Raw genomic sequence first — 15496 nt, 5'->3', positions numbered from 1 at the left:
CTTGATGCGCACGGACCCCTTCGCCGGGCACGAGCTCTGGTTCCTGACCGGCAGCCAGGGGCTGTACGGCGAGGAGACCCTCCAGCAGGTCGCCGAGCAGTCCCGGCGCGTGGCCGAGGCCCTGGACGCGGCCGGTGAGGTCCCGATCCGGGTGGTCTGGAAGCCGGTGCTCACCGACGCCGGGGCCATCCGGCGGGCGATGGGGGAGGCCAACGAGGACCCGTCCTGCGTCGGGGTCATCACCTGGATGCACACCTTCTCCCCGGCGAAGATGTGGATCTCCGGGCTGGACGCGCTGCGCAAGCCGCTGCTGCACCTGCACACCCAGGCCGACGCCGCCCTGCCGTGGGCGACGATCGACATGGACTTCATGAACCTCAACCAGGCCGCCCACGGGGACCGTGAGTACGGGTTCGTCCTGACCCGGCTGCGGATGCCGCGGACGACGGTGGCCGGGCACGTCGCCAACCCGCGGGTCCTCACCCGGGTCGGCTCGTGGGCGCGCGCCGCGGCGGCCGCGGACGCGGTGCGCACGCTCAAACTGGCCCGCTTCGGCGACAACATGCGCAACGTGGCGGTCACCGAGGGCGACAAGGTCGAGGCCGAGATCCGGTTCGGCGTCTCGGTGAACACCTGGGGCGTCAACGACCTGGTGGAGGTGGTCGAGTCCGTCGAGGACTCCGCCGTCGACGCGCTCGTGCAGGAGTACGGCGACCTCTACCGGTTCGCCGAGGACGCCGGCCCGGGCGGGGAGCAGCACGAAGCGGTCCGCTACCAGGCCCGCATCGAGGCCGCGCTGCGACGCTTCCTGGAGGATGGCGGCTTCGGCGCCTTCACCACCAACTTCGAGGACCTCGGCGGGCTGCGCCAGCTCCCCGGCCTCGCCGTCCAGCGGCTCATGGCCGACGGCTACGGCTTCGGTGGCGAGGGCGACTGGAAGACCTCGGTGCTGCTGCACACCCTCAAGGTGGCGGCGCACGGGCTGCCCGGCGGCACCTCCTTCATGGAGGACTACACCTACCACCTGGACACCGACACCCCGAAGATCCTCGGCGCGCACATGCTCGAGGTCTGCCCGACCATCGCCGGGGACACGCCGCGGGTGGAGGTGCACCCGCTGTCGATCGGCGGCCGCGAGGACCCCGCGCGGCTGGTGTTCACCGCGGCCCCGGGCGAGGGCGTCGTCGTGGGCTGGTGCGACCTGGGCGACCGGTTCCGCTGGGTGGCCGACGAGATCGACGTCGTCGAGCCCGACGAGCCCCTGCCGAACCTGCCGGTCGCCCGCGCGGTGTGGCAGCCGCGGCCGGACTTCGCGACGGCGACCGAGGGCTGGCTGACCGCCGGCGGCCCGCACCACACCGTGCTGTCGACGGCGCTGGGGGCCGAGGAGCTCACCGATCTCGCGGAGGTGTTCTCCACCGAGCTGGTGCTCATCGACGCCGAGACGACCCGCCGGTCGCTGGCCAAGGAGCTGCGCTGGAGCGCCGCCTACCACCGGCTCGCCCAGGGGCTGTAGTCCGCTCGCCGGCCTGGTGGGCACCTGCCACCTGAGCCCGGGCGGTGGACCGCCGGGACGGTCAGGCGAAGGTGATCAGCGGCTTGAGGATGCCGTCCTCCTTGGTCTGCATCATCGCGAAGGCGCGCTCGACCTCGTCGAAGCCGAACCGGTGGGTGGTCAGCGGGGTCGGGTCGATGCGCCCGGTCTGCAGCAACCGGAGGAGCCGGCCCATCCGCTCGCTGCCGCCCGGGCACAGCCCGGTGTGGATGGACTTGTCGTTCATACCGAGCCCGATGCTGTCGAGGGGCAGCTGCAGCGGCGCGGGGTTCTCCCCGTGGTACCCGATGTTGGAGACCCTGCCGCCGGCCTTGGTGACGCGCAGACAACCCTCGAAGGTCTCCGGGAACCCGAACGCCTCGATGGCCGCGTCGACCCCCTCGCCGCCGGTGAGGTCCATGATCTGCTCGACGGGGTCGCCCTCGGTGAAGTCGACGACGTCGTCCGCGCCGAAGCGCCGGGCCAGGTCCTTGCGCTCGGGCCGTGACTCCACCGCGATCACCCGCCCGGCGCCGAGCAGGTTGGCCCCCATCGTCGCGCACAGCCCGACCGGTCCCTGCGCGAAGACAGCCACCGTCTCGCCGAGCTGGAGACGAGCGTGTTCGGCCCCCATGAAGCCGGTGGAGAGCATGTCGCAGGTGTAGGCCGCCTGCTCGTCGGTGACGTCGTCCGGTATCGGCGCGAGGTTGGCCGCGGCCGCGGGCACGACGAAGTACTCGGCCATGTTGCCGTCCATCTGCGCGGTGTACCGGTAGCCGCCGAGGGCGCCGCCGCACTGGCTGGTGAACCCCCGCTGGCAGTAGCTGCACCGGAAGCACGGGGTCACGGCGTTGACCGCGACCCGTTGACCCTCGGTGAACCCGGACACCGCCGAGCCGAGGGCGTGGACCACGCCCACCGACTCGTGGCCCAGGGTGCGCCCGTTCTCCACCGGGAGGGCGCCCTTCACCGTGTGGACGTCGGACGTGCAGATCAGTGCCGCCGTCGTCCGCACGACCGCCTCCTCCGGCCCCGGCGTCGGGACCGGCTTCTCCACCACCGCGGTCTTGCCGACCTCGAGCATCACGAACGCGCGCATCACGTCGGACATGGGTCTCTCCTCGGCGCCGGTTCCGGGAACCAGGCAGCCAGGCGGTACGCCCGGTCCACGACCCCGCCTCGGGGTCGGTGCACAGGAGGGTGGCAGAGCCGGGCACGGCTGCCCACCCGCAGCTGCGCCGCCTCCCCGGGACGGCCGGCCTCGCTCCGGGAGCGAGCGGGGTTCAGAGCGGGTCGCGGCGGACCGGGCAGGACATGCACCGCGGGCCGCCCCGGCCGCTGCCCAGCTCCGACCCGGCGATCCGCACCACCTCGATCCCGGCCGCCTCGAGCGCGGCATTGGTGACGGTGTTGCGCTCGTAGGCGACGGTCAGCCGCGGGGCCAGCGCGAGGGTGTTGTTGCCGTCGTCCCACTGTTCGCGCTCGGCGGTGACCGGGTCGAGGCCGGTGTCGATCACCCGCAGCCGGTCGATGCCCATCGCCGTCGCGGCCGCCTCGACGAACGGTGCGGGCCCGCGGACGGTGAGGTCGGTCGTGTCCCCGTCCTCCGGCGCGACCTCGCCGGTGACCGTCCAGGCCACCAGGGAGTCGGCGACCGCGGGGTACATGACCAGCGCGTCGACGTCGACCATCGTGGCGATGGTGTCCAGGTGCATGGTCGCCCGCTGCTGGGCGATCGGGACGACGAGCACGGTGTGCGCCAGCCCGCGGGCGAACACCCGCCGCGCCAGCCGCTCCGCACCGCCCGGCGTCGTCCGCTCGCCCACGCCGACCGCCACCACGCCCGGCGCCAGCAGCAGCACGTCGCCGCCCTCGAGGTGCTCCAGCGAGGCGTCGTAGAGCTGCGCGGCGCCGGCGAACCGCGGGTGGTGGGCGTAGACCGCGGCGGTGATGGTGCTCTCGCGGTGCCGGGCCGGCATCGCCAGCGAGGTGACCGCCACCTGGTCGCCGACCCACACCGACGAGTCGCGGGTGAACAGCAGGTTGGGCAGCGGGCGGACGACGAAGTCGTGCCGGTCCATGAGCTCGTAGGACAGGCCACGCGCGCCGGGCAGCTCGTCGTGCGCCAGTCCCGCGATGAGCGTGCCGGCGAGCTCATCGGGAGCCAGGTCGGCCAGGTACGCGGCCGCCGTCCGCGTGAGCGTGGCACCCAGCCGCGGATCGTCGACCGCTGCGGCGACCAGCTCGTCGCGCGCGGCCGGGACCGCCAGCACCTCGGCCAGCAGCCGGTCCAGGTAGAGCACGTCGACACCGCGGGCGGTCAGCTCGGCGGCGAAGCGGTCGTGCTCCTCCTGCGCACGCGGCACCCAGGGCACGCCGTCGAAGAGCAGCTCGTCGTTGTTGCGCGGGGTCAGCCGGCGCAGCTCGGCCCCCGGCCGGTGCAGGAGCACCGTCCGCAGCGGTCCGACCTCGCTGGTCGCGCCCAGGACGGCGGTCTCGGCGGCGGGTGCGCTCATGGGGGCAGGCTGGCACACCGCGCGCGCCGGGGCCGCCCGGCCCGGTCGCGGTCAGCGCGGCGAGGCGACTTCCTGCCCGTGCACGGTGACGGCGTAGATGACGACGACGTCGAACGCGATCACCAGCGTCGACCAGACCGGGTAGGCCGGCAGGAAGGCCAGGTGCACCAGCGCGCTCACCACGGCGAACACCACCGCCACGACGCGGGCGAGCCGGACGCCCCGCATCAGGCCCGCGCCGGTGACGATCCCCACCACACCGAGGACGAGGTGGACCCACCCCCAGGTGGTGAAACCGACCGCGACGAGCAGCGCGTCGGCCCGGACCACGTAGAAGTCGTCGTTGACGAGCGCGGTGACCCCCTCCATCGCCGAGAGCAGGCCGATCAGCACGAGCATCACGCCGGCGAAGGTGATCCACGACGCCCAGCCGGTGGGCCGGTCGTCGTAGCCGTAGGCGCCGACGTGGGCCTCGGCCTGCCAGTTGGCCTCCGGCAAGCTCTGCGAGGCGCTGGACATGGCGTCGCTCCCTCCCGGGCGGGACCGTCCCGCCCCGCGCAGCAGCCTGGCCGCCGCCGGGGGCGGGCGCCTCACGCGGAGCGGACGATGCGTCCGCCCCGACCGGTCGGGGCATCGGCGCCGGGGGAGCCCTCGGTAGGGTGCGCTGGCCCACCCCCGCCGACCGGGCCGGAGGCCCCGTGGACCTGTTCGACCCGACCGGGGAGGTCACCGTCGTCACCGGTAGCCGCGCCACGACCCGCTGAGCCCGATGACCGGGCGACTGCGCTTCGACGGCTGGATCCTGGGTGCCGGCACGACGTCGGGCACCCGCGTCGTCGTCGGGCACTGGCCCCGGTCGCCGCTCGGGCCGCTCTCCGACGTGATGGTGCAGCGCCCCGACGAGCACCGGGTGCTGCTCGCCCCGTCGGCGGCGGCCGCGGAGTTCATCGCCGCCACCTACGCCTTCGACGAGGTCCGGGTCCTCGACGTGGGCGTCCACCGGCCCGACGAGCGGACCTGGACGGTGTCGGCCGGACCGTTGCGGTTGACTGTCCGCACCGGACGGCGTCCCCCGCTGGGGTGGCTGTTGCGCGCCGTCCCGGCGCCGCTGGCCCGGACCCCCGCCTGGGTGGGTCTGCTGGACCGGCCGGCGCGGCTGGTGACCGGCCTGCGCACCACCGGCTCGGCCGGGAACGGCCGGACCGAGTGGTACGGCGTGCAGGACCTGCACGCGGTGACGGCGGCCGACGGGTCGTGGGACGGCGAGCCGCTGGGCGGGCTGGCGCCGGTCCGCCCGCCGGTCAGCTTCGGCTTCGGCTCGGTCCCGCCCCGGCCCAGTGTGGTGCGGGTGACGACCACGGTGCGGGTGCCGAGCGACGATCAGGGGCCGTGATCATCGCCGCGGCGGGCGTCAGGCCGACCTGGGTGCGCTGGATCGCCTCCGGCGCGGTCGGGTGGCCGTCTCCTCGGGCACCCGCGCCAGGTGGGAGTCGGCCAGCGCCACCTGGTGCGGCGACCCGACCGCGACGCCCTGCCGGCGGGCCGCCCGCCACCACTCGCGCGCGGCGACGGTGTCCCCGGTGCGTTCGGCGATCCGGCCCAGCAGCTCGTCGTAGGCGCCCAGGCTGAACGACGGCGTCCCGAGCACCGCCTGCCGGCCGCGGAACGGCAGCACCTGCACGGTGGCCATCTCGATCTCCGGCACGTCGCCGATCTGCAGCGCCACCTCGGCCTCCAGCAGCGTGGCGACGTCGCTGGCCCAGTCCCGGACGTGGGTGCGACCCCACCGCTTGCGCAGCCGCCGCGCCGTGGCGAGGTCCCCGGACTCCGCGGCGGCCAGCACCGCCATCAGCTGCAGCACCGGGTTGCCCTCGTCGCCGGTGCGCACCAGCAGGTCCACGGCCTCGGGCAGGCGGTGGTCGCCGCGCCGCAGGGTGAACTGGTGCGCGGCGTAGGCGTGCAGGGCGTGCGGGGTGACCCTGCGGTACAGCTCGTACGCCTCGGTCGTCAGCTCCTCCGCGCGTGCCGCGTCCCCGCCCAGCCAGGCCGCCCCCGCCTGCTGCCAGAGCACGTGCGGGCGCACCTCCGGGCCGGACAGCGAGATCGACAGCCGGCGACCGGCGTCCATGTCCGCCTCGAAGCCGCGCAGGTCGGCCAGGTGCAGCCGGATCGCCGCCCGGTGCAGCCGGGCGTAGAACTCGGTGCGCCGCGGCAGCCCGCGCCCGGCCAGCGCCAGGGCCTCGTCGGTGGCCGCGAGCCGCAGCTCGGCCGCGCCCGGGCGCCCCCACACGGCGAGGGAGTGGTTGTTCAGGGTGCGACCGAGCAGCTCCGGGTCCCCGACCTCGCGGGCCAGCGCGACCGCGCGCTCGGCATAGCGCGGCCCCTTCTGCAGGTCCTCGCTGAAGGCCAGCTCCACGCCGAGGGTGCCGAGCAACCGGGCGGTCAGCCGGGCCTGCTCCTCGGGCCCGGCTGTGTCCGCGACCCACCCACCCCTCTCCTCCCGGTCGTCGAGGAGGTCCTCCAGCAGGGCCACCATCTCGTGGTCGACGACGCCGTGCGGCCGCCAGTTCCACAGCGTCGGGGAGCCCCAGACGGCCGCGGACTCCAGGAGGCAGCGGCGGTCGTCCAGCTCCTGGGCCACCGCGATCGCGTCGGCGACCACGTCGCGCGCCTCCGTGGGCTCGCCGCTGCGCAGCAGGTCGTTGCCGAGGGCGGTGAGCAGGTCGTGGCGGGTGCGGGCGGCGTCGGCCGCGGCCGGGTCGAGCAGCGACAGGGCCCGGCGCACGTGCGCGGCGGCCTCGCCGTGCGCCAGCCGCCGGCGGGCGGCCTGCGCGGCGGCGGTCGAGTAGCGCAGCGCGGGCCCGGGGCCGGCCACCGGGACCGCCTCGACGAAGTGGTGGGCCAGCCGCTCGACCAGCGCGTCGTCGGCCCGGCCGGTGGCAGGCCGCTCCAGCGCCGCGGCCAGGCGGGCGTGCAGGCGGGCCCGCCGCAGCCGCGGCAGGTCCGCGTACAGCACCTCCTGCACCAGGGCGTGGGTGAACCGCCAGCTCCACGGCCGGCCACCCTCGACCACCAGCCCGTAGGCCGTCGCGGAGTCCAGTGCGGCGAGCGCGTCCTCCGCCGGGGTGCCGGCAGCCTCCAGCAGGTCCAGGCCCACCTCACGCCCGGCGACGGCGGCGAGCTCGAGCACCTCCCGCGTGCCGGCCGGCAGCCGCTCCAGCCGGTGCCGCAGCACCTCGCCGACCGATGGCGGCACCGGGACGCCGTCGAGGTGCAGGTCGTGGGCGCCCACCATCCAGCGGGCGAGCTCGACCACGAAGAAGGGGTTGCCCGCGGTGCGGTCGTGCACGGTCCCGGCCAGCGAGCGCCCGCCCACGGCGCCCAGCTGCCCGGCCATCAGCACCCCGACGTCCTCGGTGCTCAGACCGGCCAGCCGGATCCGGCTCACCGCCGGCTCCCGGTTGAGCCGGGCCAGGCAGTCGACCACCGCCGGTGGGAGGTCCTCGCCGATCGTCCGGGCGGTGACGATCAGCATCAGCGGCACCCGCGGCAGGTGCCGGGCCAGCAGGCCCAGCAGCTGCACGGACGTCGTGTCGGCGCCCTGCAGGTCGTCGAGGACGACGAGCACGGGGCGGCCGGCCGCGGCGGCGAGGCGGGCCCGCAGGTCCTGGAACAGGCCGAAGCGGGCGGCGTCGGCGTCGGCACCGGTGTCGTCGGGGAGCGGGGGCAGCGGCTCCTGGCCCAGCTGCTCGAGGACCTGGGTCCACGGCCACAGCGGGGGCGCGCCGGCGTCGTCGGCGCACCGGCTCCACGCCACCGACCACCCGGCCGCGCGCCCGGCGTCGGCCGCGGCCTCGGCCAGCCGGGTCTTGCCGATCCCGGCCTCTCCGCCGAGGACGACGATCCCCGGCCGCCCCGCGGTCGCCTGCTCGGAGACCGCGCGCAGGTGGGCCATCTCGGCCTGCCGGCCGACGAGGCTCTCGCTGCCGGGCGTGACCGAGGGCATGGGGGCCGGCGGCGGGACGATGGAGAGCACCGGCCGGGGCAGCCGGTCGGTGAGCGTGGGGTCCTGGCGGAGCACCGCCCGCTCCAGGTCGCGCAGCTCCGGTCCCGGATCGATGCCGAGCTCGTCGCGGAGCAGTTCGGTGCACCGGCGCAGCGCGTCCAGGGCCTCGGCCTGCCGGTCGGCGGCGTACAGGGCGGTCACCAGCCGGGCCCACAGCCGCTCGCGCAGCGGGTGCTCGGCGACCAGGTGTTCGAGGTCGGGAACGGCGGAGTCGGCCCGGCCCATCGCGAGCAGCGCGTCGCAGCGACGCTCCCGGGCCCGGACGTGCAGCTCGGTGAGCCGCAGCCGGTCGGTGGCCGCGGCGGGCTGGTCGCCCAGCTCCGCCAGCGGCTGTCCCCGCCACAGCTTGAGGGCCTGGTCGAGCAGCGCCACGCCGCGCGCCGGGTCGCCGCCGTCGACCGCCCGGTCGCCCTCGTCGACCAGCTGGGTGAACCGCAGGCTGTCCAGCTCGGCGGCGTCGGCCTGCAGCAGGTAGCCCGGGGGGCGGGTGAGCAGGACCTTCGGGGCCTGCCGGGGGCCGCGGCCGGGCTCGAGCACCCGCCGCAGGTGGGAGACGTAGGCCTGCAGGGTGCCGGTGACCGTCGGTGGCGGGTCGTCCCCCCACAGCGTCGCGACGATGCGGTCGATGGCGACCCCGCGGCCGGCCTCGGCCAGCAGCAGGGTCAGCAGCGCGCGCGGCTTGGCGCCACCCACGTCCAGCGGCCGACCGTCGGGGCCCGTGACCTCGAGCGGCCCGAGGACGCGGTAGCGCACGAGGCGGGATCCTCGCAGGCCCGGCGCCGGAACGGGAGGGTCTCGGGCGCGCCGGTCCGCGCAAGCGCGCACCCAAGCGGCCTGCAAGTGCCCGGCAAGTCGACGTCGGCAGGGTCGTCCCCGTCCGATCCCGAGCCCGCGGCGTCCCCGCGACCGTCCCCCTGAGGAACTCCCGTCATGAGCGTCACCCAGGCCCGCTCCGCGACCGTGCCCGCCCCGCGCCCGGCCGCCGACCCACTGCCGCAGACCGCCCCGGCCGCCGACGTGGACGCGCTGCGCAGCCGCGTCCACGGCCCGGTCTACGCCGCCGGCGACGAGGGCATCGCCGCCGAGGTCGCCGCCTGGAACCTCGCGGTCCAGCACACCCCGGCGGTCGCGGTGGGCGCCACCTGCGCCGCCGACGTCGCCGCCGCCGTCTCCTGGGCCGTCGCCCACGGCCTGCCGGTCGCCGTGCAGGCCACCGGGCACGGGCCGGTGCGCAACGCCGCCGGCACCGTGTTCGTCTCCACCCGCCGCATGCAGGGCGTCACCGTCGACCCGGTCCGCCGCACCGCCCGCGTGGAGGCAGGCGTGAAGTGGGAGAAGGTGCTGGCCGTGGCCGCCGAGCACGGGCTGACCGGCCTGTGCGGCTCGACGTCCGACGTCGGGGTGGTCGGCTACACCGTCGGGGGCGGCATGGGGTCGCTCGGCCGGAGGTACGGCTTCGCCGCGGACGCCGTCCTCTCCTTCGACATCGTCACCGCCGACGGCGTGCTGCGGACCGTCTGCGCCGAGAGCGAGCCCGAGCTGTTCTGGGCGGTACGCGGCGGCAAGGGCAACTTCGGCATCGTCACCTCGCTGGAGTTCGAGCTGGTGCCGGTCAGCAGTCTGATCGGGGGCGGCATCTTCTTCGCCGCCGAGGACGCCGCCGCCGTCCTGCACGCCTTCCGCACCTGGGCGCCGACGCTGCCCGAGGAGGTCGGCACCTCCATCGCCGTCCTGCGGCTACCGCCGCTGCCGGACCTGCCCGAGCCGCTGCGCGGGCAGACCGTCGTCCACCTGCGCTACGCCTACTGCGGCGACGACCCCACCGAGGGAGGGCGGCTGGTCAAGCCCATGGAGGCGGCCGGCCGGATCGTGCTCGGTTTCATCGGCCCGCTGCGGACCACCGAGATGGACGCCGTGCACATGGACCCCAAGGACCCGATGCCCGGCTGGGAGAAGGGCATGCTGCTGGCGGAGCTGACCGAGGAGACCGTCGACGCGTTCCTCGCCGCGGCCGGGCCACAGGTGGAGGTTCCGTTGGTCATGGCCGAGCTGCGGATGCTGGGCGGTGCCCTGGCCCGCCCGCCGAAGGTGCCCAACGCGGTGTCCGGCCGGGACGCGGCCTGGTCGGTGATGGTCCTCGGCCCGGCGGTGCCCGAGCTGGCCGACGTCCTGCCGCACGTCGGTCGCGGAGTGCTGGCGGCGTTGCGCCCCTGGGCGGCGCCCGGCTGCATGGTCAACTTCCTCGGCGACGTCACCGGCCCCGCCGAGGTGGCCGCGGCCTATCCGCCGGCAGTGGCCGAGCGGCTGCTGGCCCTCAAGCAGGCGGTCGACCCCGAGGGGGTCTTCAGCTCCGGGTACGCGCTCGACCCCCGTGGCTGAGGAGGACGACGACTGGCGGCAGGCCCAGCCACCATGGCCCCGTCGTCTCCCCCGGCACCTCCGCCGCCGCCGGCCGCCCGGGTCGGGGGAGGACCGCACCCACGTCCAGGCCCCCGACGAGGGCGGCGACCCGGTGGGGGAGGACCCCGCCGGCTGACCACCCCGACGCACCGTCGTCGTGACGGCGTCCGCTCCGACGGCACGCCCTGCACCCGCGTGCCCCGGGGGGCTCACCACGATCAGCTTGGCTGGTCGTCACGCGTCCTGGCTCACCTCCGGCGGTGAGCCAGGACGCGGTGTGCTGAGCCAGGCTGATCGTGCGGCAGGGAAGGGCGGAGGGTTCCTCCTTCAGTCGGGCAGGAGGACGCCGGGGTTGCAGACGCCGCGCGGGTCCAGGCGCTGCTTGACCGCCCGCAGCACCTCGACGCCGAGCGGGCCGACCTCGCGCTCCAGCCACGGGCGGTGGTCGGCGCCGACGGCGTGGTGGTGGGTGAGCGTGCCACCGGCGGCCACCAGCGCGTCGGTCGCGGCCCGCTTGGCGGTCAGCCACTGCTGGATGGGCAGGTCGTCGTCGCGGTCGGCGAGCACGGTGACGTACAGCGAGGCGCCGGTGGCGTAGCCGTGCGAGACGTGGCTGAGCACCAGCGGCGTCCGGCCCCGGCTGCCCAGCGCCTCGCGCAGCGCCCCGCGCACGGCGTCGTAGACCCCGGGCAGCGCCGTCCAGGTGGCCGCGGTCTCCAGGGTCTCGACCAGCAGGCCGGCGTCCATCAGCGAGTCGCGCAGGTACGGCGCGCTGAACCGGTGCCGGCGCCAGGACTCCCCGACCCGCCGGCCCACCCGGACCGCCCCGCCGTCGCGCAGCACCGACGCCGCCGCCTTCGCCCGGGCGCGCACCAGGTGCGGCACGCCCTCCCAGCCGACCACGAGCAGGCAGCCCGCGCCGTGCCGCCGGGCCCGCAGCGACCCGCGCAGGGCGCGCGCTCCGGCGCCGCCGCTCATGAGCAGGTTGGCGCGGGTCTCGTCGGGGTCGGACAGCCGGACGACGTCGGGCAGCAGGTCGTGCCGTGCCAGCCGCTGCAGCCCGGCCAGCCCCGCCGCCCAGGACCGGAACGACCAGCCCTCGTACCGCCCGGCCCGCGTCCTGGGCCGGACGCGCAGCCGCAGCTCGGTGATGATGCCGAGCGCGCCCTCGGAGCCCAGTGCCAGGCCGAGCAGGTCCGGCCCGGCCGCGGAGGCCGGCGGGTGACCCAGCTCCAGCACCCCGGTCGGGGTGGCCAGCGTCAGCCCGGCGACGAGGTCGTCGAACCGGCCCAGGCCCGTGGAGGCCTGCCCCGCCGAACGGGTTGCCGCGTAGCCGCCCAGGGTGGCGAACTCCCAGCTCTGCGGCAGGTGGCCGAGGGTCAGCCGGTGCTCCCCGAGGTGCTCCTCCAGCGCCGGGCCGCGCATGCCGGGGCCCACGGTCACCAGGGACGACGGCACGTCGAGGGCGGTCACCTCCGCCATCCGGCCGAGGTCCACCGAGATCGACGGGCGGTCGTCGGCGTCGCTGCCCGACAGCCCGCCGACGACACTGGTGCCGCCGCCGTAGGGCACGACGACGACGCCCATCTCGCTGCACAGCCCCAGCAGCGCGGCGGCCTCCCCGGTGCTGCCGGGGGTGACGACGGCGTCCGGGGCGTCGGAGGCGTCGCCCTCCCGCCGCCGCAGCAGGTCCAGGTAGCTCCGGCCGCCGGCGTGCCGCAGCCGGCTGTCGCGGTCGGTGCGGACGTGCTCCTCGCCGAGCAGCTCGACCAGGCGCAGCCGGCACTCCTCGGCCAGCCGGGACGGCGCCAGCCGGATCTCGCGCACGGCCACCGGCGGGGTCGCGCGGGGCGTCCAGCCCAGCTCGCGGGCCAGGTGCCTGCGGGCCGCCTTGGGCAGCACCTCGGCCAGCGGCGGGAAGGGGGCGAACACGAGCGTGCCGTCGTCGCCCTCCCGGCCGGGGGCCACCGTCGCGTCGCGGGGGCGGGTGGGGGCGCCCCAGCCCTGGATCGTCAGTTCGGGGTGCTCGGGCACGGCTACAGTCTGCCGGGTGCTGCGCGGGGGACCTGCCGACGGCGCCGGTGTGCTCTCCGCCGCGCGGCGGGCCACAGATCTCGACGCCGTGGCCGGCGGCTCGGTCGACGTGGTGGTCGTCGGCGGCGGGGTGACCGGCGCCGGCGTGGCCCTGGACGCCGCCGCGCGCGGGCTGTCGGTCACGCTCCTGGAGCGCACCGACCTCGCCGCGGGCACCAGCCGGTGGTCCTCGAAGCTGGTGCACGGGGGCCTGCGCTACCTGGCCCACGGCGAGCTCGGGCTGGCGCGGGAGAGCGCCCACGAGCGCGCCGTCCTCATGGGGGCGACCGCGCCGCACCTGGTCCGCCCGCTGGCCTTCCTCGTCCCCGACGTGGCCGGGCGCGGGGTCAGCACGCTGGCCGGCCTGGGCGGCCGGCTGGGGGACGCCGTCCGGGCGTCGGTGCCCGGCGGGCGGCGCTCGCTGCCCGGCACCCGCCGTGTGGACGCCGCCGAGGTCACCCGGCTGACCCCGGGCGTGCGCGGGCGCCGCGGCGGGTCGGTGTTCTGGGACGGCCAGCTCACCGACGACGCCCGTCTCGTCGTCGCGCTGGCCCGGACGGCGGCGGAGTGCGGGGCGCGGGTGCTGACCGGCGCGGCGGTCCGGGCGGTCGACGGCGCCGACGTGCACGTGGAGACCGACGACGGCGAGGCGCTGTCGCTGCGGGCCGGTGTGGTCGTCAACGCCACCGGCGTCTGGGCGCAGCGGCTGGCGCCCGGGGTGCGGCTGGTGCCCTCGCGCGGCTCGCACCTGGTGGTCCCGGCCGCGCGGCTGGGCTCGCCGTCGGCCGCGCTGACGGTGCCGCTCCCCGGGTCGCGGTCGCGGTACGTCTTCGCGCTGCCGCAGCCGGACGGCCTGGTGTACCTGGGCCTGACCGACGAGCCGGTGCCCGGTCCGGTCGGCGACGAGGACCCCGCGCCCGACGACGCCGAGGTGGCCCAGCTGCTCGCGACGGTGAACCAGGTCCTCGCCGAGCCCCTGACCCGCGCCGACGTCGTGGGCGCCTATGCCGGGCTGCGCCCGCTGGTGCTGCCCGCGTCGGCCGGCACCGGCCCCGGCGACGCGACCGCCGACCTGTCCCGCCGGCACCTGCTGCGCTGGGACGGACCGGTCCTCACCGTCGTCGGCGGCAAGCTCACCACCTACCGCGCCATGGCCGAGCAGGCCGTCGACGCCGTGGTCGCGCGGCTGGGCCGCGGCACCCCGCGGTCCTGCACCGCGCGGCTGCCGCTGGTGGGCGCCGCGCCGCGCCGGGCCCTGGAGCGGGTCGCGGCGCCGGAGCGGCTGGTCGCGCGCCACGGCACCGAGGCGCCGGTCGTGGCCGGTCTCGGCGCCGACCCGGTGGTGGAGGGTCGGACGGAGACGGTGGGGGAGCTGCGGTTCGCCGTCCGGGCCGAGGGGGCCCGGACCGTCGCCGACCTGCTCGACCGGCGGGTGCGGATCGGCCTGGTGCCCGCCGACCGGGAGCGCGCCGTCCCGGTCGCGGAGCAGGTGCTGGCCGAGGAGCTCTGAGCCGCCGAGATCGGCGGTCTCGGCACCATCAGCCGCCGATGCCGCCGAGATCGCCGGTGTCGGCGGGTCAGGCCACCTGCTGGTGCCGCAGGTGGGCGTCGAGGGCCAGCAGGCCGCGGCGGACACCGACCGCCACCGCGCCCAGGGCGAAGAAGCCCTCGTCGTCGGAGACGGTCGCGGTGCGCAGCAACCCGACCAGCCGGTCCAGCGCGCCGGTGGCGGCGGCGATGACGGCGTCGCGCTCGTCCGGCGTCGTCCCGTCGGTGCTGTGGTACGGCGTGCGCACGACGTCGGCCAGGCCGTCGAGCGCGTCGGCGAGCACCCAGCCGGTGCCGGCGTCCACCAGGTCGATCCCGCGGCGGTGCGGCTCGAACTCCACGACCAGCGAGGTGAGGTCGTCGACGAGGACGGCGACGCGGTCGACCGCGCGGGACTCCTCGCGGATGCTGGTGGCGCGGCCCTGCCACCGGCGGGCGCGCGGGTTGGCCCGGCGGGACCGCTCGACCTGCGCCTCGGCCGCGCGCATGCGGTCCAGCGCGCGGTCCAGCCGCCCGGCCCGGCCCGCCCACTCGGCGGCGTCGGGCACCCGGCCGTCCCGCAGGGTCCCCGCGATGGCGTGGAGGTGCTCGCCGAGCAGGGCGCGCGTGCGGCCGATCTGCTCCACGGCGCGGGTGAGCTGCAGGGGCGGGAAGAGCACGGTGGTGACCAGCACGCCGATCGCCGCGCCCAGCAGCGTGAGCCCGGCGTAGCGCAGCACGTAGGTGTCGGGGTCGTCGAGGCCCACGGTGAGCATGAGGACGGCGGCGAAGCTGACCCAGCTGGCCTGCTCGCGCCAGAGCCCCCACTGCTCGACGGCGATCGCCAGGCCCACGATGAGCGCGATGGTCAGCGCGTTGGGCACCGCGCGGGTGAGCTCGTAGACGGCGACGGCCAGCAGGAAGCCGGTGAGGATCGCCAGCACGCTGCGCCAGGCGGCGCTGGCGGAGTCGGCGATCGTCGGGTGCACGGCGATGACCGCGCCGAGCGGGGCGTAGTAGGCGTAGTCCGACAGCAGCGGCGGCAGCAGGACGGCGACCTGCCAGGCCAGCCCCGCCGCGACTGCCGCCCGCACTCCCCGCTGCAGGGCCGGACGGCGCAGCAGCGCCCACAGGGTGTCCACGGGCACCCAGGGTGACCGACGGCGGCCGCTCCCGCCGGGACCGGAGCGCCGCCTCGCCGGGGGCGTGGGCAGGGTCACGGCCGGGCGGTCGGGTGACCGGGGTCTCCACCGCGTCGAGGGCCAGCAGCGAGCGCTGGATGCCGACGGCCACGGCCGCCAGGGCGAGGGAGTCGGGGTCCTCGTCGAGGGTCGTGGACCGCAGCCGGTCGACCAGCCCGGCGAGCGCCGCGGCGAGCCG

The 15496-nt window shown here is 76.5% G+C and carries 11 protein-coding genes; 5 read left to right on the top strand and 6 right to left on the bottom strand.

Annotation, left to right across the window (positions count from 1 at the left end):
• The first annotated feature begins 4 nt into the window (after positions 1-4).
• Positions 5-1516, top strand: a complete 1512-nt coding sequence (gene araA / locus CRP39_RS23290) for an L-arabinose isomerase (protein ID WP_097208768.1) — start codon at positions 5-7, stop codon at positions 1514-1516.
• Between the two features lie 61 nt (positions 1517-1577).
• Here the strand turns inward: araA and CRP39_RS23285 are convergent, their stop codons facing one another.
• From CRP39_RS23285 to CRP39_RS23275, 3 genes are all read right to left on the bottom strand, one after another.
• The gene (locus CRP39_RS23285) at positions 1578-2645 is read right to left on the bottom strand and encodes an NAD(P)-dependent alcohol dehydrogenase (protein ID WP_097208767.1); all 1068 of its coding nucleotides are present in this window, start codon (positions 2643-2645) and stop codon (positions 1578-1580) included.
• Between the two features lie 172 nt (positions 2646-2817).
• The gene (locus CRP39_RS23280; RefSeq protein ID WP_097208766.1) at positions 2818-4050 is read right to left on the bottom strand and encodes an arginine deiminase; all 1233 of its coding nucleotides are present in this window, start codon (positions 4048-4050) and stop codon (positions 2818-2820) included.
• 51 nt (positions 4051-4101) lie between these two features.
• Positions 4102-4569 carry a DUF7144 family membrane protein gene (locus CRP39_RS23275; RefSeq protein ID WP_097208765.1) on the bottom strand — a complete coding sequence of 156 codons (468 nt, stop codon included), beginning with the start codon at positions 4567-4569 and terminating at the stop codon, positions 4102-4104.
• 250 nt (positions 4570-4819) lie between these two features.
• Between CRP39_RS23275 and CRP39_RS23270 the strand changes: the two genes are divergently transcribed.
• Positions 4820-5443 (top strand): hypothetical protein, encoded by a 624-nt coding sequence (locus tag CRP39_RS23270; protein WP_097208764.1) that lies wholly within the window; start codon positions 4820-4822, stop codon positions 5441-5443.
• An 18-nt stretch (positions 5444-5461) separates the two neighbouring features.
• On the opposite strand, the gene CRP39_RS23265 is transcribed toward CRP39_RS23270, so the two are convergent.
• Complete coding sequence (locus CRP39_RS23265) at positions 5462-8869, bottom strand: ATP-binding protein (RefSeq protein WP_172442598.1); 3408 nt, start codon at positions 8867-8869, stop codon at positions 5462-5464.
• A 177-nt stretch (positions 8870-9046) separates the two neighbouring features.
• Here CRP39_RS23265 and CRP39_RS23260 point away from each other — a divergent pair, with 177 nt between their 5' ends.
• Together CRP39_RS23260 and CRP39_RS27075 are read left to right on the top strand one after the other, a co-directional pair.
• Complete coding sequence (locus tag CRP39_RS23260; RefSeq protein WP_097208762.1) at positions 9047-10495, top strand: FAD-binding oxidoreductase; 1449 nt, start codon at positions 9047-9049, stop codon at positions 10493-10495.
• Positions 10488-10652: a hypothetical protein gene (locus CRP39_RS27075; protein ID WP_172442597.1), complete on the top strand. Its 165-nt coding sequence runs from the start codon at positions 10488-10490 to the stop codon at positions 10650-10652. The genes CRP39_RS23260 and CRP39_RS27075 overlap by 8 nt, the downstream gene beginning before the upstream one ends.
• A gap of 191 nt (positions 10653-10843) precedes the next feature.
• Here the strand turns inward: CRP39_RS27075 and CRP39_RS23255 are convergent, their stop codons facing one another.
• Complete coding sequence (locus CRP39_RS23255; RefSeq protein WP_097208761.1) at positions 10844-12550, bottom strand: FAD-binding oxidoreductase; 1707 nt, start codon at positions 12548-12550, stop codon at positions 10844-10846.
• A 16-nt stretch (positions 12551-12566) separates the two neighbouring features.
• Here CRP39_RS23255 and CRP39_RS23250 point away from each other — a divergent pair, with 16 nt between their 5' ends.
• Positions 12567-14099 (top strand): glycerol-3-phosphate dehydrogenase/oxidase, encoded by a 1533-nt coding sequence (locus tag CRP39_RS23250; RefSeq protein WP_245854064.1) that lies wholly within the window; start codon positions 12567-12569, stop codon positions 14097-14099.
• A gap of 67 nt (positions 14100-14166) precedes the next feature.
• Here the strand turns inward: CRP39_RS23250 and CRP39_RS23245 are convergent, their stop codons facing one another.
• On the bottom strand, positions 14167-15258 hold the full coding sequence (locus tag CRP39_RS23245) for an FUSC family protein (RefSeq protein WP_097208760.1): 1092 nt from the start codon (positions 15256-15258) through the stop codon (positions 14167-14169).
• Between the last annotated feature and the right edge of the window lie 238 nt (positions 15259-15496).

The organism is Geodermatophilus sabuli (assembly GCF_900215145.1).
GTDB classification, from domain to species: domain Bacteria; phylum Actinomycetota; class Actinomycetes; order Mycobacteriales; family Geodermatophilaceae; genus Geodermatophilus; species Geodermatophilus sabuli.
The sequence above is the reverse complement of the archived record's forward strand: the minus strand, read 5'-3'. Positions and strand labels throughout refer to the sequence as shown.

What these genes read in the sequence shown, in the direction of transcription:
- araA (WP_097208768.1), top strand. Translation starts at nt 5, where the DNA reads ATGCGCACGGACCCCTTCGCCGGGCACGAGCTCTGGTTCCTGACCGGC.
- CRP39_RS23285 (WP_097208767.1), bottom strand. Translation starts at nt 2,645, where the DNA reads ATGTCCGACGTGATGCGCGCGTTCGTGATGCTCGAGGTCGGCAAGACC.
- CRP39_RS23280 (WP_097208766.1), bottom strand. Translation starts at nt 4,050, where the DNA reads ATGAGCGCACCCGCCGCCGAGACCGCCGTCCTGGGCGCGACCAGCGAG.
- CRP39_RS23275 (WP_097208765.1), bottom strand. Translation starts at nt 4,569, where the DNA reads ATGTCCAGCGCCTCGCAGAGCTTGCCGGAGGCCAACTGGCAGGCCGAG.
- CRP39_RS23270 (WP_097208764.1), top strand. Translation starts at nt 4,820, where the DNA reads ATGACCGGGCGACTGCGCTTCGACGGCTGGATCCTGGGTGCCGGCACG.
- CRP39_RS23260 (WP_097208762.1), top strand. Translation starts at nt 9,047, where the DNA reads ATGAGCGTCACCCAGGCCCGCTCCGCGACCGTGCCCGCCCCGCGCCCG.